The following is an 18,671-nucleotide window of genomic DNA, read 5'->3' on the forward strand; positions in this document are numbered from 1 at the left end:
AGGGGAACCTATCGCAGCGACGGGAACTAGGGTTAACACGATGAATGACGCCGAACCGAACTCCGCAGACGATGCCGTCGAGCGGGTACTCCGCGGCGCCGAGACCAAGGCAGGCGTGACCCGCTTCGGATCCGATGCCGCAGCGGCGCTCAGGGCGCCTGACGCGGCCTCCGGCGCCGGTTCCGACACCGACGGCGAGCAGTACGACCGCGAGGCGCGAGCGGGCCTCCGTCGGGTGGGCGGGCTCTCCACCGAGCTCGAAGACGTCACCGAGGTCGAGTACCGACAGCTGCGCCTCGAGAACGTCGTGCTCATCGGCGTGTACTCGCAGGGCTCGCAAGACGAGGCCGAGAACTCCATGCGGGAGTTGGCCGCGCTCGCTGAGACGGCAGGCGCCCGAGTGCTCGACGGAGTGCTGCAGCGCCGACCGCATCCCGACCCGAGCACCTACCTCGGCCGTGGCAAGGTCGAAGAGCTGCGGCACATCGTCTCCTCCCTCGGCGCCGACACGGTCGTCGCCGACACGGAACTCGCGCCCAGTCAGCGTCGTGCGCTCGAAGACGCGGTCAAGGTCAAAGTCATCGACCGCACCGCCGTGATCCTCGATATCTTCAGCCAGCATGCGAAGAGCCGTGAGGGCAGGGCGCAGGTCGAACTCGCCCAACTCGAGTACCTGCTTCCCAGGCTCCGCGGATGGGGTGAGTCGATGTCCCGACAGGCCGGTGGCCAGGTCGGCGGCACCGGCGCGGGCATGGGTTCCCGTGGCCCAGGTGAGACGAAGATCGAGCTCGACCGGCGTCGCATCCACTCCCGCATGGCGAAGCTGCGCAAGCAGATCGTCGGCATGAAGCCCGCGCGTGAAGCCAAGCGCGCCAACCGTAAGCGCAACGCGGTGCCGTCGGTTGCGATCGCGGGCTACACGAATGCCGGCAAGTCGAGCATCCTGAACCGCATCACCGGAGCCGGGGTGCTCGTCGAGAACGCCCTGTTCGCGACCCTCGACGCAACCGTGCGTCGCAACACCACGGCCGACGGGCGCATCTACACGATCGCCGACACCGTCGGCTTCGTGCGCAACCTGCCGCACCAGCTCGTGGAGGCATTCCGGTCGACCCTCGAGGAGGTCGCCGACTCCGATCTCATCGTGCACGTCGTCGACGCAGCGCACCCCGACCCGGCCGGGCAGATCGCCACGGTGCGCGACGTCATCGGTGAAGTCGGGGCACGCGACATCCCCGAGCTCATCGTCTTCAACAAGGCCGACCTCGTGACGCCTGAAGACCGCCTCGTGCTGCGCGGGCTCGAACCGGGCGCGATCTTCGCCTCGGCCCGCACGGGCGAGGGCATCCCCGAGGTGCTCGAGGCGATCGCACGCATGCTGCCCGACCCTGCCGTCGAGATCGACCTGCTCGTGCCATACGACCGGGGCGATGTCGTCTCGACCCTCCACGAGACCGGGCGCGTGCTGTCGATCGAGTATGTCGAAGACGGCACGCGTGTCCGTGCGCTTGCCTCGCCCGAACTCGCTGGCCAGCTCGAGCAGTTCGCGGCGGCATCCGTTCGGGCGTGAACGACCTGCCGCTCGACCAGTCACCGAGTACCGGGGCACCTGCGCGCGCCTGACCAGCGCGGCATTTGACCCGGCGCGACCGCCGAGGCATCCGTGGTTCGAAAGCTCGACGGATGCCGCGACCTCGTGTCACCTCGCGTCACAGACGTCCGCAGGCGGCGGATGGGCGTATCGTCGCTCTTGATCGATCTGTGATCGGCCCGAAGCCGATCACATGGAGCGACCGCCGAGCCCGGCACCCGCCCGCGAGAACCACCCGCCGTTCCGGCCGGGGGAGCGCGGCCTGCCGTGTTCGCCCCGTTGCCGCTCGCCAGCAGGAGCACCATGGCATCGACCGCATCCGACGCATCGGGCGACGACTGTCGGCCCGGCCTGCCGATCTCCTTCGAGCTCTACCCGCCGCGCACCGATGCCGCGGCGCTGGCCCTCGGCCGCACCATCGATCGGCTCGCCGAGGTCGATCCCGCATTCGTCTCGGTGACGTTCGGTGCCGGAGGCAGCTCCCGCGCGCGTTCCCTCACGGTGCTGCGATACATGCTCGAGCACACGCATGTCGAAGCGATGGCCCACCTCACGTGCGTGGGCTCCTCCCACGCTGAGGCGAACAGGCTCGTGCGCGAGTTCCTCGACGCCGGCATCACGAGCTTCCTGGCTCTGCGCGGCGACCCGCCGACCGACGCCGACCCCGATGCCGGCATCGGCGACCTCGGCAGCGCCGCGGAGCTCGTGCAGCTCATCCACCGAGTGCAGGAGGAACGGGAGCCGTTCGGCCAGGTCGACGTACCGGGAACCCCGGGCGCATCTCGCATCAAGGAACGGCCTCGCCCCGAGCGTGTCGCGGTTGCGGCGTTCCCCAACGGACACCCGCGTTCGCGCGGCGTCGGGCAAGACGTCGACACGCTGCTCGCCAAGGAGATCGCCGGGGCGAATCTCGCGATCACGCAGTTGTTCTGGCGTGCCGACGACTATCTCGGCTTCGTCGAGCGTGCGCGCGTCGGCGGCGTGACGATCCCCATCCTGCCGGGCATCATGCCCGTCACGACGCCCGCTCGCCTGGCACGCCTGACCGAGTTGACCGCCGTCGAGCCGCCGGCAGAGCTGGCGATCAACCTCGAGATCGAACCGGATGCCGCGGCGCAGGCCGAGCTCGGCATCGCATTCGCCACCCGGCTCTCCGCCGACGTCATCGCGGGCGGCGTCCCGGGCCTGCACCTCTACACCTTCAACCGCCATGAGGCCGTGCTCGACGTCGTCGAACGACTCGGGCTGCGCGCCGACCGGCTCGCGGACGAAAGGAACACCGCACGATGACCATCTCCGCACCCGCCTTCCCGGTCGCGACGATCCTGGGCTACCCGCGCATCGGGCGTCGGCGCGAGCTGAAGCGAGCAGTCGAGGCGTTCTGGGCCGGCTCCATCTCCGCTGACGAGCTCGAGCAGTCGGCCGCCGAACTCCGGGCCGTGACACGTGAACGCCTCGCCTCTATCGGCCTCGGCCGCACGGATTCCGGGATTCCCGAGACCTTCTCGTTCTACGACCAGGTGCTCGACGCGGCCGTCGCCGTCGGTGCGGTGCCGCTGCGTTTCGCTGGGCTCGCCGATGAGCACGGGGGTGTCGACCTCGCTGGGTACTTCACGATCGCCCGCGGTGCCGGCGACGACGCCCCGCTCGAGATGACCAAGTGGTTCGACTCGAACTATCACTACCTCGTGCCCGAGATCGCCCCCGACACCGCATTCTCGCTGCACGCCGAGCGGATCCTCTCCGAATTCGCTGAGGCGAAGGCCGCGGGCTTCGTGACCAGGCCCGTGATCGTCGGCCCCGTCACGTTCCTGCTGCTCGCGAAGCCGGCCGCCGGGGCGACAGAGAGCTTCCAGCCGATCGACCGGCTCGCCGACCTCGTGCCCGTCTACGCAGCGCTGCTCGAAGAGCTCGCCGAAGCGGGAGCCGAATGGGTGCAACTCGACGAGCCCGCCCTCGTGAGCGAGAGCATCGACGTCGCGCGCGACCGGGTACTCGATTCCGTCGCCGCGACCTACGACGCGCTGGGCTCCCTCGAGCGCCGCCCGGCGATCTTCGTCGCCGCGCCATACGGCTCGCTCGACGACGCGTTGCCCGCCCTCGCCGCCACCCCGGTTGAGGCGATCGGCCTCGACCTCGTGCGCGGTGCCCTGCCCGAGTCGCTCGACCCCGCGACGGCCGAGTCGCTCGCCGCGAAGACCGTGGTCGCGGGCGTCATCGACGGACACAACATCTGGCGCGGCGACCTGGTTGCCGCCTTCGAGCAGCTCGAAGCAGTTCAGCACCTCGCCGCGTCGGTCGCAGTGTCCACCTCCACCTCGTTGCTGCACGTGCCGCACGACGTTGAAGACGAGGATGCGCTCGATGCCCGACTCGTCGGCTGGCTCTCGTTCGCCAACCAGAAGGTGGGCCAGGTCGCCGCGCTCGGTCGCGGACTTGCGAACGGGCGCGCCTCGATCGAGGGCGAGCTCGCCGCGGCATCCGCTGCCCTCGCCGATCGTGGCGGTGCGCCGGGTGTGCGCGTGCCGGTCGTGCGCGACCGCCTCGCCTCGCTCACGAAGGGCGACTTCGCCCGCGCGAGCTACGACGAGCGTGTTGCGGCGCAGGCGTCGCTCGGCTTGCCCGAGTTGCCGACGACGACGATCGGGTCGTTCCCGCAGACCGGCGAGATCCGTCGTGCCCGCGCTCGCTTCGTGGGCGGCACGCTCACGGGCGAGGAGTACACCTCGCTCATGCGCGAGGAGATCGAACGCGTCGTGCGGTTGCAGGAAGACCTCGGACTCGACGTACTCGTGCACGGCGAACCCGAGCGCAACGACATGGTGCAGTACTTCGCCGAACTCCTCGACGGGTTCGCGGTCACCAAGCACGGCTGGGTGCAGTCGTACGGCTCGCGCTGCACGCGTCCTTCGATCCTCTGGGGCGACGTCTCGCGGCCAGCGCCGATGACGGTCGATTGGTCCGCGTTCGCCCAGTCGCTGACCGAGCAGCCCATGAAGGGCATGTTGACCGGCCCTGTCACGATCCTCGCCTGGTCGTTCGTGCGTGATGACCAGCCGCTCGGCGCCACGGCGCGACAGGTTGCACTCGCCCTGCGCGACGAGATCTCCGATCTCGAAGCGGCCGGCATCCGGGTCATTCAGGTCGACGAACCCGCACTCCGAGAGCTGCTGCCGCTGAAGCGTGCCGACCAGCCCGCCTACCTCGACTGGTCGGTCGGTGCCTTCCGCCTCGCGACCGGCGGTGCGGACTCCGCGACGCAAGTGCACACGCACCTCTGCTATTCGGAATTCGGCGTCGTGATCGATGCGATCAAGAACCTCGACGCCGACGTCACCTCGATCGAAGCGGCCCGCAGCCGCATGGAGGTCGTCGACGACATCGAGACGAGCGGATTCGATCACGGCATCGGCCCGGGCGTCTACGACATCCACTCGCCGCGCGTGCCGAGCGTCGACGAGGTGCAGGCGCTCCTCGAGCGCGCAGCCGCCGCGATCCCCGCGACCCGGCTCTGGGTCAACCCCGACTGCGGCCTGAAGACGCGCGGCTACGACGAGACCGTCGCATCGCTGCGGCACATCGTCGAGGCGACCCGTGCGGTGCGGGCCGGTCGCGCCGCCTCGATACCCACCGGGTAGCACGGGCGAGCGGATGCCGCGGCTCGCGGCATCCGTTCGGCATCCGTTCGGTCAGCGTGCGGATGGGGCCCGGCCGGCGTACGGCCGACGCTCGGCTGGTGCCGAGGCGACGCACAGCCGCAGCGCGTAGCTTGGTCTCATGCAACTCGCGGTCCACGAATCCGGCGGGGGTTCGCGAACCGCGGTCCTCATCCACGGCATCATGTCCGATTCCCGTGCGTGGCACCGAGTGACTGCCGAACTCGAGGCGCAGGGGTTCCGGGTGCTCGCGGTCGACCTGACGGGTCATGGACGCAGCCCGCGCGCTGTGCACTACTCGCCCGCCGCGTGGGCGAGCGACGTCGTCGAGACGCTCACGCCGATGCTCGACGGCCCGCCCGATCTCGTCATGGGTCACTCGCTCGGCGGACTGGTGGCGAGCCTGGTCGCCGATCGGCTCGCGCCTCGCGCGGCGATCTACATCGACCCGGCCTTCTCCTTCCCGAAGGGCGTGAAGGGGTGGGCGTTCAAGGCATTCTTCGCGATAGCACCGAGGCCGCGCCGGTCGGCCCTGGTGCGCATGAATCCGAAGTGGAGTGCGGTCGACGTCGAGATCGAGCTCGCGACGCTTCGAGACTGGGACAAGCGCACCATCCTCGGTTTCACCGATACGCGACCGCTGGTGCCGCCCGTGCGCCTCGTCGCCCCCACTCTGGTGCTCCTGGCGGAGAAGAGCCTGCTGATCACGGCGAAGATCGCCCGGCAGCTGCGCGGACAGGGCATGACCGTCGCGACCCTGAGCGGCACGGGCCACACGGTGTTCCGTGACGATCACGCGGGGTTCATGGATGCAGTGTTCGACTGGTTCAACGCGTTGACGCCTGCCGCGGTCGGGAGCGCTCTCGCCGCGGCTCGACCCGCGGTTCAGACTGCAGCATAGAGCCGTGCCTCCCCGCCGCTCCGGAACGGACTGGCGGGGTTGCCCAGTCAGACTGCTCGGAGCACCGCGACGATCTTGCCGAGCACTTCGGCATGGTCGCCGACGATGGGCTCGAACGCGCTGTTCCGCGGCAGCAGCCAGGTGTGACCGTCGCGCTGGCGGAACACCTTCACGGTCGCCTCGCCGTCGAGCATCGCCGCGACGATCTCACCATTCTCTGCTGTGCGCTGCGATCGCACCACGACCCAGTCGCCGTCGCAGATCGCGGCGTCGATCATGGAGTCGCCCACGACCTTCAGCATGAACAGCTCGCCTTTGCCGACCAGTTGGCGGGGGAGGGGGAACACCTCGTCGATCTGCTGTTCAGCCGTGATCGGCACGCCCGCGGCGATACGGCCGACCAGCGGCACCATGGCCGCGTCACCGACCGGGGTCGGGTCGGAGGAGGTCACAGCGCGCTCGGTGACACCGGGCAATTGAATGAGCACTTCGAGCGCACGAGGGCGGTTGGGGTCGCGCCGAAGGTACCCGGCGAGCTCGAGCTGGTTCAACTGGTGCGTGACGCTCGAGAGCGAGGAGAGGCCGACGGCGTCACCGATCTCGCGCATGCTCGGCGGGTAGCCGCGACTGGAGACCGAGCGCTGGATCATCTCGAGGATCGAGATCTGCTTGGCGCTCAAGCTCTTTCGGCGGCGTGGCCTGCCGGCCGCCTGCACGTCGTCGATGTCGGTGCTCAACGTCTTCGCCCCTCGTAGCGGCCGCTTCGCGACCGGATGTCGGTGATGTCCGGTCGACTCCCTTCCAGACATTCGAAACTGTATCCGCCTCACGCGCGCGCGGCAAACATTTGTTCGAGTGTGTCGCGGAATCCGTCCGTCGGAATTCCCCGCGTCCGCCCTTGCGTTGTTCGTCATTCGAATGTATGTTCGGAACAGAGTTTCGCATCCGGCCCTCCCGGCCGAGGGTCGGATGCGACTCCTACAGGAGGTGTGACATGAGTGCAGCGATCGCTACGACCGGCTTCCAGCCCCCGAAGGCCCTTCCGCGAGAGGAGGCGGCGTCGGTGGCTTCCGCGCGCACGAGGCTCCGGCTGACGCGACGGGGTCGCATCGTGTTCACGTCGCTCGCCGCACTTCCGCTCGTGGTGTGGGCATTCGTGGCGGTGATCGGCGCGGGCGGCGCCGCGGCCGACGTCGAATCCAGGGGCGTCTCGTTCCAGGCTGCGTCGTTCGAGTACACGACGGTCGGGCAAGGCGATTCGCTCTGGGAGATCGCCGAGTCGATCGACCCCGGGGCCGATGTGCGAGAGATCATCGCTGAGATCATGCGACTCAACGGGCTCGATGACGCGGTGGTCGAACCCGGTCAGCGCCTCGCACTTCCCGCCGCCCCGTGACACGCGAATAGGCGAAGCCTCGGGCTTCCGTCGGTCGATGACGGCTTGGCCGAATGGCCTCGGTGCGCATCGTTAGCATTGAAGGGTGACGAGTCTTGAAGACCTCCCCATCCGCGATGACCTTCGTGGTCGCACCCCGTACGGGGCTCCGCAGCAGTCCGTTCCGGTCGCGCTGAACGTCAACGAGAACACGCATCCGATTCCCGAAGACGTCGCACACGATGTGGTCGCTCGCGTCGCCGCCGCTATTCTCACCCTCAATCGCTATCCCGATCGAGAGTTCACCGAGTTGCGCCATGCACTCGCCGGCTATCTGGGCCACGGCCTCGAGCCGGCGCAGATCTGGGCCGCGAACGGTTCGAACGAAGTGCTCCAGCACATTCTTCAGGCATACGGCGGGCCGGGCCGCACCGTGCTGGGCTTCGCCCCGACCTATTCGATGTACGGCCTGCTGGCCTCCGGCACCGGCACCGAGTGGGTCACCGCCGGTCGCGATGACGAGTTCGAACTCAGCCCCGAAACGGCCGTAGCGGCGCTGCGAGAGCACGATCCCGACATCGTGCTGCTCTGCGCGCCGAACAACCCGACGGGTACGCCGCTCTCACTCGAGACGATCGAGGCGGTCGTCGACGCGGCGCGCGGCATCGTGGTCGTCGATGAGGCCTACTTCGAGTTCGCCGACCCCGGAACTCCGAGTGCGCTCACGCTCCTGCCGGGGCGGTCCCGGCTGCTCGTGTCGCGCACGATGAGCAAGGCGTTCGCATTCGCCGGTGCCCGCGTCGGCTACCTCGCCGGTGATCCGGCCGCCATCGACGCCCTCCGGCTCGTGCGACTGCCGTACCACCTCTCCGCGCTCACCCAGGCGGCCGCCCTCGGCGCCCTGGCGCACGCGGCCGAGATGCTCGCGATGGTCGAAGAGATTCGCAGCCAGCGCGAGCGCATCTCGATCGAGCTCCTTCGACTCGGATTCCACCCGTATCGCAGCGGCTCGAACTTCGTGCTCTTCGGCGGGGTCGAAGACCCGCACGCGGTCTTCGAACAACTGCTCGCGCGCGGCATCCTGATCCGCGAGATCGGTATCCCCGGTCACCTGCGCGTCACGGCCGGCACTGAGGCCGAGACCACCGCCTTCCTCGAGGCGATCGCCGTTTCGGCCCCGAATAGGATCGACTCATGACCGCAACGAGATCGCCGCGCACCGCCCGGGTCCAGCGCGAGACGAGTGAATCGAGCATTGACCTCTCGATCGATCTCGACGGCACCGGCACGAGCGATATCGAGACGAGCGTGCCGTTCTACGACCACCTGCTCACGGCGTTCGCGAAGCACTCGCTCACAGACCTCACCGTGCGGGCACGCGGCGATATCGAGATCGACGTGCACCACACGGTCGAAGACGTCGGCATCGTGCTCGGGCAGGCGATCAAGCAGGCGCTCGGCGACAAGCGCGGCATCTCGCGGTACGGCGACGCCCTCGTGCCGCTCGATGAGGCGCTCGCACAGGCCGTCGTCGACATCTCGGGGCGCCCGTTCCTCGTGCACACCGGAGAGCCGACCGGGTTCGAGTACCACCTCATCGGCGGGCACTTCACCGGGTCGATGGTGCGGCACGTCTTCGAGGCCATCGCGTTCAACGCGGGCCTGACCGTGCACGTCAACGTGCTCGGCGGCCGCGACCCGCATCACATCGCCGAGGCCGAGTTCAAGGCGTTCGCGCGTGCATTCCGTCAAGCGAAGGCGTTCGACCCGCTCGTGTCGGGGGTTCCGTCGACGAAAGGCGCTCTGTGAGCCGCACTCGGCGCGTCGTCCTGCTCGACTACGGCTCGGGCAACGTGCACTCCGCTGCGAAGGCGCTCGAGCGCGCCGGTGCAGAGGTGACCGTCACCGCCGACCGCGCCGCGGCGCTCGAAGCCGACGGACTCGTGGTGCCGGGCGTCGGGGCGTTCAAAGCCGTGGTCGACCAACTTCACGCCGTTCGGGGTGAAGAGATCATCGATCGCCGTCTCGCGGGCGGTCGCCCGGTGCTGGGCATCTGCGTCGGCATGCAGGTGATGTTCGAGCGGGGCGTCGAACGCGGAGTCGACTCCGAGGGGCTCGGCGAGTGGCCGGGCAGCGTCACCGAACTGCCAGCCCCGGTGCTGCCGCACATGGGCTGGAACACGGTCGAACCCGGCGAGGGCTCAGCCCTGTTCGCCGGAATCGAGGACGAGCGCTTCTACTTCGTTCACTCCTTCGCGGCGCAGGAGTGGCTGCTCGACGTGCAGCCACCGTTTCCCCGGCCGGCGCTCACGTGGGCCGAGCACGGAGGTCGCTTCCTCGCAGCCGTCGAGAACGGCCCGTTGTCGGCGACGCAATTCCATCCTGAGAAGTCGTCGGATGCCGGCATCCGCTTGCTCGCCAATTGGCTCGGCACGCTCGCCTGAGCCGCTCGGCCGTCACGTGCACATCGCTTCGACTTGGTCGGACTAGGATGCTGTGACTGTGCCGATTCGCAGGCGCGACCGCGATCTCTAGGACAGTGAATGAGTGAATTCAACAAGACCCTCCGCCTCGTATTGCTTCCGGCCGTCGATGTGGCCGGCGGCAAGGCAGTACGCCTGACTCAGGGTGAGGCCGGCACCGAGACCAGCTACGGCGACCCCGTCGACGCGGCGGTCGATTGGGCCGACCAGGGAGCGGAGTGGATCCACCTCGTCGACCTCGATGCGGCCTTCGGTCGCGGCTCGAACGCGGGCGTGCTGAAGAAGGCCATCCGCCAGGTGCGCGGCGTGAACGTCGAACTCTCCGGCGGCATCCGCGATGACGAGTCGCTCGAGCATGCCCTCGCGATCGGCGCCAAGCGCATCAATCTCGGTACGGCAGCGCTCGAGAACCCCGAGTGGGCGGCGTCCGTGATCGCCCAGTACGGCGAGGCGATCGCTGTCGGGCTCGACGTGCGCGGCACGACGCTCGCCGCGCGCGGTTGGACGCAGGACGGCGGCAACCTCTGGCAGGTCCTGGACCGACTCGAAGAAGCCGGTGCCGCGCGCTACGTCGTCACCGATGTCACGAAAGACGGCACGCTGCAGGGCCCCAACCTCGAGCTGCTGCGCCAGGTTCTCGACCGTACGTCGCGCCCGGTCGTCGCGTCGGGGGGCATCTCGAGCCTCGACGACATCATGGCGCTCCGTGAGCTCGTTCCGCTCGGCCTCGAGGGGGCGATCGTGGGCAAGGCGCTCTACGCCGGTGCCTTCACGTTGGCCGAGGCGCTGGATGTCGCTTCGCAGTGACCCCGGCGCCGAGCCGGGTCGCGGTGAGACGGATGCCGCGGCATCCGTCGACTCGCAGTCCGCTGCCGGTGCCGGTGCTGGTACCGACTCCGCCGGAGTGCCGTGGGCGGGGCGGGCGTTCCAGTCGAACGCGCATGCCGCCGACGACGGCCGGGCACCGGAGGCCCTCGGCGCCGCGCTGGACGGTTTCCGCGCGGGCACGATCGGCCAGGCCGCCGTTGTGGCGGAGTTCGGCCGATCGCGTCTCCTGATCCCGCTCCTCGCCGAACTCGGAACCGGCGGTGCGGAGACGGGGGCTCACGGCCTCGCTGTCGACAAGAGCCAAGAGCTCTCGATCGTCACCGTCGAGGGACCTGACGGGCGCAAGGTGCTGCCGGTGTTCGCCTCGGTGCAGGCGATGTCGCGATGGAACCCCATGGCGCGGCCGGTGCCGGCCGACGGAGTGCGGGTCGCCCTCGCCGCCGCTGACGACGGCACCGATCTCGTCGTGCTCGACCCGGGCTCCGCGACCGAGTTCGTGCTGCGGAGGCCGGCGCTCTGGGCGGTCGCGCAGTCCCAGGACTGGCATCCGCCGTTCGATTCCCGAGAGGTCGAGGCCGCATTCCGTCGTTCGATCGACCGGGAGCTCGCGGTGCTCGGTGTGACCCTCCTCGCCGGCGACCCCGACGCGCGACTCGCCGGTCCCGAGCTCGTGGTGCGCCTGGAGCTCATCGGTGGGCTCAGCCGGGAGGAGCTCGACGCGACGACGGCGCGTCTTGCACGTCGGTGGGCGGCCGACGACGTCATTGCGACGTCCGTTGACTCGCTCACGGTCAGGCTCGTGGGTGGCACGCTGCTCGCCTGATCGCCGCCGGCCGATCGCGTGAGCGCTGGCATCGCGCGGGGGAGCGCGTCTGTCGCCTGAATTGGGCCGTTGACCGTTTCCACCATGGCGGCGCACAATCGGGTTGTGCGTGCGGCGCACGGAATCCGGGGTGACCATGGATGGATCGACACCGCCCGGTGGCGACACCGCGTACGACGAAGTGCTCGAGGCGGCCGGTCGTCACGCACGGGAGTGGCTGTCGGAGGTCGGCGAGCGCCGGATTCCGCCGCGCGCGACCCTCGATGAGATCAAGGACCGACTGGGGCGCGAGCTGCCCGTGATCGGTGAGCCCGACCTCGAGGTTCTCGTGCGGCTCGCAGAGGGAGCCGAGCCGGGACTCATCGCGATCGGGTCGCCGCGCTTCTACGGTTGGGTGATCGGCGGCACGCAGCCGGTCGCGCTCGCTGCAGACTGGCTCGTCTCGGCGTGGGATCAGAACACGGGACTGCGAGCGATCACTCCGGGTGCGGTCGCCGTCGAGGAACTCGCGGCGCAATGGCTCCTCGAGATCCTCGGACTGCCGGAGGGCAGTGACGTCGGATTCACGACCGGGGCGACGATGGCGCAGTTCTCGTGCATGGCTGCTGCGCGGAACGAGGTGCTGCACCGCATCGGCTGGGATGTCGAGGCACATGGGCTCGCCGGTGCACCCGCCGTGCGCTACATCGCCGGCGAAGAGCGGCACGGCACGGTCGACCTGGCGGCGCGTTATCTCGGCCTCGGGGCGCCGACGACGGTACCGGCCGACGGGCAGGGCCGCATCCGCGTCGACGAGCTGAGTGCGGCGCTCGCAACGGGCACGGGCCCGGCGATCGTCGCCCTCCAGGCCGGCAACATCCACTCGGGGGCGTTCGACGACTTCGCCGCCGCGATCGAGATCGCCCATGCCGCTGGCGCATGGGTGCACGTCGACGGCGCATTCGGGCTGTGGGCGGCGGCGTCCCCGGCGCTCCGTCACCTCGTGGCGGGATTCGAAGGGGCGGACTCCTGGTCGACCGATGCCCACAAGACCCTCAATGTGCCCTATGACTGCGGCATCGCCATCGTGCGCGATCCTGCGGCGATGCGCCGCGCGCTCGGCATGCACGCGAGTTACCTGCAGGCGACGGACGTCGGCGCGGACCCGCATGAGAAGGTGCCCGAGCTGTCGCGCCGCGCACGCGGGGTGCCGACGTGGGCGGTGCTGCGCTCCCTCGGCCGCACGGGGGTCGCGGGCCTCGTCGAGGGTCTGGCCGAATCGGCCCGTGCCATCGCCGACGGCCTCGTCCGACTTCAGGGCGTCGAGGTGCTGAACGACGTCGTGTTCACACAGGTGTGCATCGCGCTCGATGAGGACACGGCCACAGCCGCGCTCAGCGAGCGGCTGTGGAACGACGGCGAGGTGCTCGCGATGACCTCGCGCTGGCGGGGTCGCACGGTCGTGCGGTTCTCGGTGAGCAATTGGCGCACGGATGCCGCGCAGGTCGCGCGCACGGTCGAAGCCGTCTCCCGTGCCCTCGCCGCGATCCGCGCGGAGACTCCGTCGGTCGAGTAGTGCCCTCCCCGCTGGTCGAGTAGCGCCCGACGAAGGAGGACGCGTATCGAGACCCCCACAACGCTCAGCTCGCAGTCGGTGGCATCCGCTTGAATGGAGTCATGACGGAGGCGCTCGAAGCGTTCTCGCCTGCGACGCGGGCGTGGTTCACCGAGTCCTTCAGCGCGCCCACCGCGGTACAGCGCGGCGCCTGGAAGTCGATCTCCCGTGGCGACCACTCGCTGGTCGTCGCACCGACCGGTTCAGGTAAGACGCTCGCCGCGTTCCTCTGGGCGATCGACCGACTCCACCACGAGGGGGCCGACGCGAGCACCACGGGCACCCGGGTCATCTACCTCTCGCCGCTGAAGGCCCTCGGCGTCGACGTCGAACGCAACCTGCGGGCACCGCTCGTGGGCATTGCACGTACGGCTGCCGCCCATGGTCTCGAGGTGCCCGAGGTGTCGGTCGGGGTTCGCTCGGGTGACACGCCACAGGCCGAGCGACGCTCGCTCGTCGCGCATCCGCCCGAGATACTCATCACGACCCCCGAGTCGCTCTTCCTCATGCTCACTTCGGCTGCACGCGGGACGCTCCGCGGTGTGCAGACGGTCATCGTCGACGAGATCCACGCGCTCGCAGGCACCAAGCGCGGCTCGCATCTCGCGCTCTCGCTCGAACGGCTCGACGAGCTCACGGCGCAGCCGGTGCAACGCATCGGGCTGTCGGCGACGGTGCGTCCGCACGAAGAGGTCGCCCGGTTCCTCGGCGGCACGCGGAAGGTCACGATCGTCGCCCCAGCCTCGGGCAAGCGGTTCGATCTCAAGGTCACGGTGCCGGTCGACGACCTGTCGGACCTCGCAGGCGAGACGAGTGCCGGTTCGGTCTGGCCGCACGTCGAAGAGGCGATCCTCGACGAGGTGCTCGCCCATCGCTCCACGATCGTCTTCGCGAACTCGCGTCGTCTCGCCGAACGCTTGACCGCGAGGCTCAACGAGCTATGGGCAGAGCGCACGGCAGAGCCCGTCGACGCTCTCGTCGAGTCGGCGGCCACTCGCCGCACCCCCGCCGAAGCGGTCGGCGCCTCGGGCATCACGGGTGGTGCCCCGCCGGTCATCGCCCGCTCGCACCACGGCTCGGTCAGCAAAGAAGAGCGCGCCTTCGTCGAAGACGACCTGAAGTCGGGCCGGCTCCGCTGCGTCGTGGCGACGTCGAGCCTCGAACTCGGCATCGACATGGGCGCCGTCGACCTCGTGATGCAGGTCGAGTCGCCCCCGTCGGTCGCGAGCGGCCTGCAGCGCCTCGGTCGTGCCGGTCACCAGGTCGGGGAGGTGTCGAAGGGGCTCATCTTCCCGAAGCACCGTGCCGACGTGCTGCATTCGGCGGTCGTCGCCGAACGCATGATCGGTGGCGCGATCGAAGCACTGCGCATTCCCGCCAACCCGCTCGACGTGCTCGCGCAGCAGACGATCGCCGCGACCGCGCTCGACGAGTGGGACGTCGAGGCGTGGTTCGAACTCGTGCGCCGCGCGGCACCGTACGCGGCATTGCCGCGGTCGGCGTTCGACGCGACCCTCGACCTGCTTGCGGGCCGCTATCCGTCCGACCGCTTCGGCGAGCTCCGCGCCCGCATCGTCTGGGATCGCGATGCCGGCACGATCGTCGGCCGCCGCGGGGCCCAGCGCCTCGCGGTCACGAGCGGCGGAACGATTCCCGATCGTGGCCTCTTCGGCGTGTTCATGGTCGGCGAGGCCGGCCCCGGCCGCCGGGTCGGCGAGCTCGATGAGGAGATGGTGTACGAGTCGCGGGTCGGCGATGTCTTCGCGCTCGGTGCGACGAGCTGGCGCATCCAAGAGATCACGCACGACCGGGTGCTCGTGGCGCCGGCTTTCGGCGAGCCGGGTCGGCTTCCGTTCTGGAGGGGCGACGGCATCGGGCGCCCTGCCGAGCTCGGAGCCGCGATCGGCGAGTTCATCGCCGAACTCGCGGGTGCACCGACATCCGATGCCCTCGTGCGCAGTCGTGTCGCCGGGCTCGACGAGCGCGCAGCGATCAACCTGGTGAAGTTCATCGACGACCAGCGCGCGGCGACCAGAGTAGTGCCCGACGCGACGAACCTCGTGGTCGAGCGGTTCCGCGACGAGCTCGGCGACTGGCGTATCGTGCTGCACTCGCCGTACGGCATGCGCGTGCATGCGCCGTGGGCGCTCGCCATCGGGGCGCGCGTGCGCGAGCAGAGCGGCGTCGACTCGAACGCGGTCGCGAGCGACGACGGCATCGTGCTGCGCATGCCCGACACCGGCGACGATCCGCCAGGGGCCGAACTCTTCGCGTTCGAGCCGGCGGAGCTCACTGAGTTGGTCACGGCGAATGTCGGTGGTTCGGCGTTGTTCGCGGCTCGATTCCGCGAGTGCGCGGCCAGAGCGCTCATCCTGCCCCGCAGCCACCCGGGCAAGCGGTCGCCGCTCTGGCAGCAGCGGCAGCGCGCCTCGCAACTGCTCGAAGTCGCTCGCGACTTCCCCGAGTTCCCGATCGTGCTCGAGGCGGTGCGCGAGTGCCTGCAAGACGTCTACGACCTGCCGGCCCTCACCCGACTCGCCGAGCGCATCGAGCGGCGAGAGCTGCGCTTCGTCGACGTCACCACCGAGTCGCCGAGCCCGTTCGCCTCGAGCCTCCTCTTCGGGTACGTCGGCGCGTTCATGTACGAGGGGGATGCCCCGCTCGCAGAGCGGCGGGCCGCAGCGCTCTCGCTCGATCCGGCGCTCCTCGCCGAGCTGCTCGGCACCGTCGAGCTGCGCGAACTGCTCGACCCAGAGGTGGTCGACGAGGTCGAGCGCATGCTGCAGCGCCTTCACCCCGAACGCGTCGCACGCGGCGAAGAGGGCGTCGCAGACCTGCTCAGCGACCTCGGACCGCTCACGGCCGACGAGGTGGCCGCGCGAGTCGACGACGAGACGGATGCCGTCGCGGCCCTCACTTCGCTCGTCGAGACGCGCCGTGCAGCGCCAGTGCGCTTCGCCGGGGAGTCGTGGTTCGTCGCGGTCGAAGACGTGAGCCGGCTGCGGGACGCCCTCGGTGTGCCGATCCCGCCCGGACTGCCAGAGGTGTTCGGCGAGCCTGTACGCGACCCGCTCGGCGACCTCGTCGCCCGGTTCGCCCGCACACACGGGCCGTTCACCGTTCACGCGGTGGCAGCACGGTTCGGCATCGGCCAGGTCGTGGCATCCGCCGCCCTCGCTCGATTGGGCGGTGAACGGCGGGTGGTCGAGGGCGAATTCCTGCCGCACGGGTCCGGCCTGGAGTGGTGCGACAGCGGCGTGCTCCGCCGCATCCGACGCCGATCGCTCGCGGTGCTTCGCAACGAGGTCGAACCCGTCGAACCGCGTGAGTTCGCGCGCTTCCTGCCGGCGTGGCATCACGTCGGCGGTCGGCTCACCGGAGTCGACGGCGTCGCCGCGGTCATCGAGCAGCTCGAGGGGGCTCGCATTCCCGCCTCGGCGTGGGAGGCGTATGTGCTGCCCGCGCGGGTCGCCGACTACCGGCCCGGCATGCTCGACGAGCTGACCGCGGCAGGCGAAGTGCTCTGGGCAGGAGCCGGGTCGCTCGCCGGCGACGACGGATGGATCAGCCTCCACCTCGCCGAGGCGGCCGAGCTCACCCTGCCGGCCCCGGCATCAGCACCGCTCGACCCGCTCGAGTCCGAACTCATCGCGGTGCTCGGCGGGGGCGGTGGTTTCTTCTTCCGGCAATTGGCCGAGGCGGTCGGGTCCGAAGACGACCGCGCCCTCGTCGACGCGCTCTGGCGGCTCGTCTGGGCCGGACTCGTGACGAACGACACCTTCGCGCCGGTGCGCGGCATGCTCACCGGCGGCGGAGCGCACAAGACCGCGGCGCCGACGCCTCGGGCGAGGCTGCGTGCCGGATCGCTCTCCCGGCGTTCGCTGGCGGCGAGCGTGCAGGCCGGGCGCACGGCAGCGGCGCGCGCGAACCCGCCACGGGCAGCGGGTCGATGGTCGGTGCTGCCGTTCGTGAGCGCCGCGGCGACGCCGCGTGCGCATGCCCTCGGCGAAGCCCTCCTCGAGCGGTACGGCATCGTCACCCGCGGCTCGGTCGTCGCCGAAGGCCATCTGGGCGGCTTCGCACTCGCGTACCGCACGTTGTCGGGCTTCGAGGACTCCGGCCGAGTGCGTCGCGGGTACTTCATCGACGGGCAGGGCGGCGCGCAGTTCGCCACGGGCGCCGCCGTCGATCGGCTTCGCGCCGCCCCGAAGGGCGAGGCCGTCGCGCTCGCCGCGACCGACCCCGCGAACCCGTTCGGTGCGGCACTCGACTGGCCCGAGACCGCCGGCGAGGGCGCACATCGCCCCTCCCGCAAGTCGGGTGCATTCGTCGCGATCGTCGACGGCGAGGCGGTGTTCTACCTCGAGCGCGGCGGGCGCACGGCGCTCGTGTTCACCGACGACACCGACGCACTGTCTGCGGCATCCGCGGCACTCGCCGCCGCTCTCACCCGCGGGCGCTCAGAGCGCCTCCGTGTCGAGACGGTGAACGGCGCTCCGGTGTTCGGTTCGGTGCTCGACCGGCCGCTGCGCGCCGCGGGCTTCCGCGAGACTCCCCGAGGGCTCCGGTTCGATGCCCGAGGGTGACACCGTCTTCCGCGCTGCACGCCAGCTCGACGCCGTGCTCGCCGGGCACGTGGTGACGCGCTCCGACTTCCGCGTGCCGGCGTTCGCCACCGTCGACCTGGCCGGAGAACTCGTGCAGTCGGTCGCCAGCCGCGGCAAGCACCTGCTGATGCGCATCGGTCATCAGGTGGTGCACTCGCACCTCAAGATGGAGGGGGAGTGGCGGGTGTTCCGCCCAGGCGAGCACTGGCGTCGGCCGGCCTGGCAGGCGCGCGCGATCATCGAGGTGACGGATGCCTCGGCAGTCGGTTTCGACCTCGGCACCCTCGAGGTCTTCCCGGCAGGCGAAGAAGAGCAGCGGCTCGCGTATCTCGGCCCCGACCTGCTCGGCGACGACTGGAACGCCGATGAGGCGGTGCGTCGCCTTGCGAGCGCGCCTGAGACGCCGATCGCGGTCGCGCTCGGCGAGCAGCGCAACCTCGCCGGCCTCGGCAACGTCTACGTGAACGAGCTCTGCTTCCTCCGCGGCATCCTGCCGACGCGGCCGGTCGCCGAGGTCGACCTCGAACCGCTGGTGGCGCTGGCCAGCAGGGTCATCCGCGCGAATCGCGAGCGTGCGGTGCGCACGACGACCGGTGATACCCATCGCGGCCGGCAACTCTGGGTGTACGGCCGTGGCGGTGAAGCCTGTCGGCGCTGCGGCACGCGAATCGAGCACGGCCGACTCGGGCGCAACGATCTCGAGCTGCGTGAGACGTGGTGGTGCCCGAACTGCCAGCGCTGACGGGCGTCGGCTCGATCGCCCACCGACGCCGCAGGCGCGGCGACGCGCACGAGACCGCGCGAGTTCAGTCG

General features: G+C 70.0%; 14 protein-coding genes. 13 read left to right on the forward strand and 1 reads right to left on the reverse strand.

Annotated elements, in window-relative coordinates:
* Positions 1-40 precede the first annotated feature (40 nt).
* The 4 genes from hflX to AC1C2U_RS15770 all read left to right on the forward strand — a co-directional run bounded on the left by hflX (position 41) and on the right by AC1C2U_RS15770 (position 6,148).
* Positions 41-1,570 carry a GTPase HflX gene (gene hflX, locus AC1C2U_RS15755; protein ID WP_495362703.1) on the forward strand — a complete coding sequence of 510 codons (1,530 nt, stop codon included), beginning with the start codon at positions 41-43 and terminating at the stop codon, positions 1,568-1,570.
* Positions 1,571-1,894: 324 nt separating this feature from the next.
* Positions 1,895-2,881, forward strand: a complete 987-nt coding sequence (locus AC1C2U_RS15760) for a methylenetetrahydrofolate reductase (RefSeq protein WP_495362704.1) — start codon at positions 1,895-1,897, stop codon at positions 2,879-2,881.
* Positions 2,878-5,229, forward strand: a complete 2,352-nt coding sequence (metE, locus tag AC1C2U_RS15765; RefSeq protein WP_495362705.1) for a 5-methyltetrahydropteroyltriglutamate--homocysteine S-methyltransferase — start codon at positions 2,878-2,880, stop codon at positions 5,227-5,229. The genes AC1C2U_RS15760 and metE overlap by 4 nt, the downstream gene beginning before the upstream one ends.
* A gap of 139 nt (positions 5,230-5,368) precedes the next feature.
* A complete protein-coding gene (locus AC1C2U_RS15770; RefSeq protein ID WP_495362706.1) occupies positions 5,369-6,148 on the forward strand; it encodes an alpha/beta fold hydrolase in 780 nt (259 codons plus the stop codon).
* 47 nt (positions 6,149-6,195) lie between these two features.
* On the opposite strand, the gene lexA is transcribed toward AC1C2U_RS15770, so the two are convergent.
* Entirely contained in the window at positions 6,196-6,873 is a 678-nt protein-coding gene (gene lexA, locus AC1C2U_RS15775; RefSeq protein ID WP_495362759.1) for a transcriptional repressor LexA, read from the reverse strand.
* A gap of 269 nt (positions 6,874-7,142) precedes the next feature.
* Between lexA and AC1C2U_RS15780 the strand changes: the two genes are divergently transcribed.
* The 9 genes from AC1C2U_RS15780 to AC1C2U_RS15820 all read left to right on the forward strand — a co-directional run bounded on the left by AC1C2U_RS15780 (position 7,143) and on the right by AC1C2U_RS15820 (position 18,600).
* Complete coding sequence (locus AC1C2U_RS15780; protein WP_495362707.1) at positions 7,143-7,544, forward strand: LysM peptidoglycan-binding domain-containing protein; 402 nt, start codon at positions 7,143-7,145, stop codon at positions 7,542-7,544.
* A gap of 85 nt (positions 7,545-7,629) precedes the next feature.
* Positions 7,630-8,721 (forward strand): histidinol-phosphate transaminase, encoded by a 1,092-nt coding sequence (locus AC1C2U_RS15785; protein ID WP_495362708.1) that lies wholly within the window; start codon positions 7,630-7,632, stop codon positions 8,719-8,721.
* Positions 8,718-9,332 (forward strand): imidazoleglycerol-phosphate dehydratase HisB, encoded by a 615-nt coding sequence (hisB, locus tag AC1C2U_RS15790; RefSeq protein WP_495362709.1) that lies wholly within the window; start codon positions 8,718-8,720, stop codon positions 9,330-9,332. Before AC1C2U_RS15785 ends, hisB begins: the two co-directional genes overlap by 4 nt.
* On the forward strand, positions 9,329-9,967 hold the full coding sequence (gene hisH, locus AC1C2U_RS15795; protein ID WP_495362710.1) for an imidazole glycerol phosphate synthase subunit HisH: 639 nt from the start codon (positions 9,329-9,331) through the stop codon (positions 9,965-9,967). The genes hisB and hisH overlap by 4 nt, the downstream gene beginning before the upstream one ends.
* Before the next feature lie 99 nt (positions 9,968-10,066).
* The gene (priA, locus tag AC1C2U_RS15800) at positions 10,067-10,813 is read left to right on the forward strand and encodes a bifunctional 1-(5-phosphoribosyl)-5-((5-phosphoribosylamino)methylideneamino)imidazole-4-carboxamide isomerase/phosphoribosylanthranilate isomerase PriA (RefSeq protein ID WP_495362711.1); all 747 of its coding nucleotides are present in this window, start codon (positions 10,067-10,069) and stop codon (positions 10,811-10,813) included.
* Entirely contained in the window at positions 10,797-11,657 is an 861-nt protein-coding gene (locus tag AC1C2U_RS15805) for an SseB family protein (RefSeq protein WP_495362712.1), read from the forward strand. The genes priA and AC1C2U_RS15805 overlap by 17 nt, the downstream gene beginning before the upstream one ends.
* A 136-nt stretch (positions 11,658-11,793) precedes the next feature.
* Positions 11,794-13,212, forward strand: coding sequence for a pyridoxal phosphate-dependent decarboxylase family protein (locus AC1C2U_RS15810; RefSeq protein ID WP_495362760.1), 1,419 nt, complete (start codon positions 11,794-11,796; stop codon positions 13,210-13,212).
* Positions 13,213-13,313: 101 nt separating this feature from the next.
* Complete coding sequence (locus AC1C2U_RS15815; protein WP_495362713.1) at positions 13,314-17,837, forward strand: ATP-dependent helicase; 4,524 nt, start codon at positions 13,314-13,316, stop codon at positions 17,835-17,837.
* The gene (locus AC1C2U_RS15820) at positions 17,824-18,600 is read left to right on the forward strand and encodes a DNA-formamidopyrimidine glycosylase family protein (RefSeq protein ID WP_495362714.1); all 777 of its coding nucleotides are present in this window, start codon (positions 17,824-17,826) and stop codon (positions 18,598-18,600) included. Before AC1C2U_RS15815 ends, AC1C2U_RS15820 begins: the two co-directional genes overlap by 14 nt.
* The last annotated feature ends 71 nt before the right edge of the window (positions 18,601-18,671 follow it).

It is taken from the genome of Agromyces sp. Y575 (assembly GCF_059445445.1).

Excerpts from the sequence above, each read along its gene's own strand:
- hflX (WP_495362703.1), top strand. The coding sequence starts at position 41 with ATGAATGACGCCGAACCGAACTCCGCAGACGATGCCGTCGAGCGGGTA.
- AC1C2U_RS15760 (WP_495362704.1), top strand. The coding sequence starts at position 1,895 with ATGGCATCGACCGCATCCGACGCATCGGGCGACGACTGTCGGCCCGGC.
- metE (WP_495362705.1), top strand. The coding sequence starts at position 2,878 with ATGACCATCTCCGCACCCGCCTTCCCGGTCGCGACGATCCTGGGCTAC.
- AC1C2U_RS15770 (WP_495362706.1), top strand. The coding sequence starts at position 5,369 with ATGCAACTCGCGGTCCACGAATCCGGCGGGGGTTCGCGAACCGCGGTC.
- AC1C2U_RS15780 (WP_495362707.1), top strand. The coding sequence starts at position 7,143 with ATGAGTGCAGCGATCGCTACGACCGGCTTCCAGCCCCCGAAGGCCCTT.
- hisB (WP_495362709.1), top strand. The coding sequence starts at position 8,718 with ATGACCGCAACGAGATCGCCGCGCACCGCCCGGGTCCAGCGCGAGACG.
- priA (WP_495362711.1), top strand. The coding sequence starts at position 10,067 with ATGAGTGAATTCAACAAGACCCTCCGCCTCGTATTGCTTCCGGCCGTC.
- AC1C2U_RS15805 (WP_495362712.1), top strand. The coding sequence starts at position 10,797 with ATGTCGCTTCGCAGTGACCCCGGCGCCGAGCCGGGTCGCGGTGAGACG.
- AC1C2U_RS15810 (WP_495362760.1), top strand. The coding sequence starts at position 11,794 with ATGGATGGATCGACACCGCCCGGTGGCGACACCGCGTACGACGAAGTG.
- AC1C2U_RS15815 (WP_495362713.1), top strand. The coding sequence starts at position 13,314 with ATGACGGAGGCGCTCGAAGCGTTCTCGCCTGCGACGCGGGCGTGGTTC.
- AC1C2U_RS15820 (WP_495362714.1), top strand. The coding sequence starts at position 17,824 with ATGCCCGAGGGTGACACCGTCTTCCGCGCTGCACGCCAGCTCGACGCC.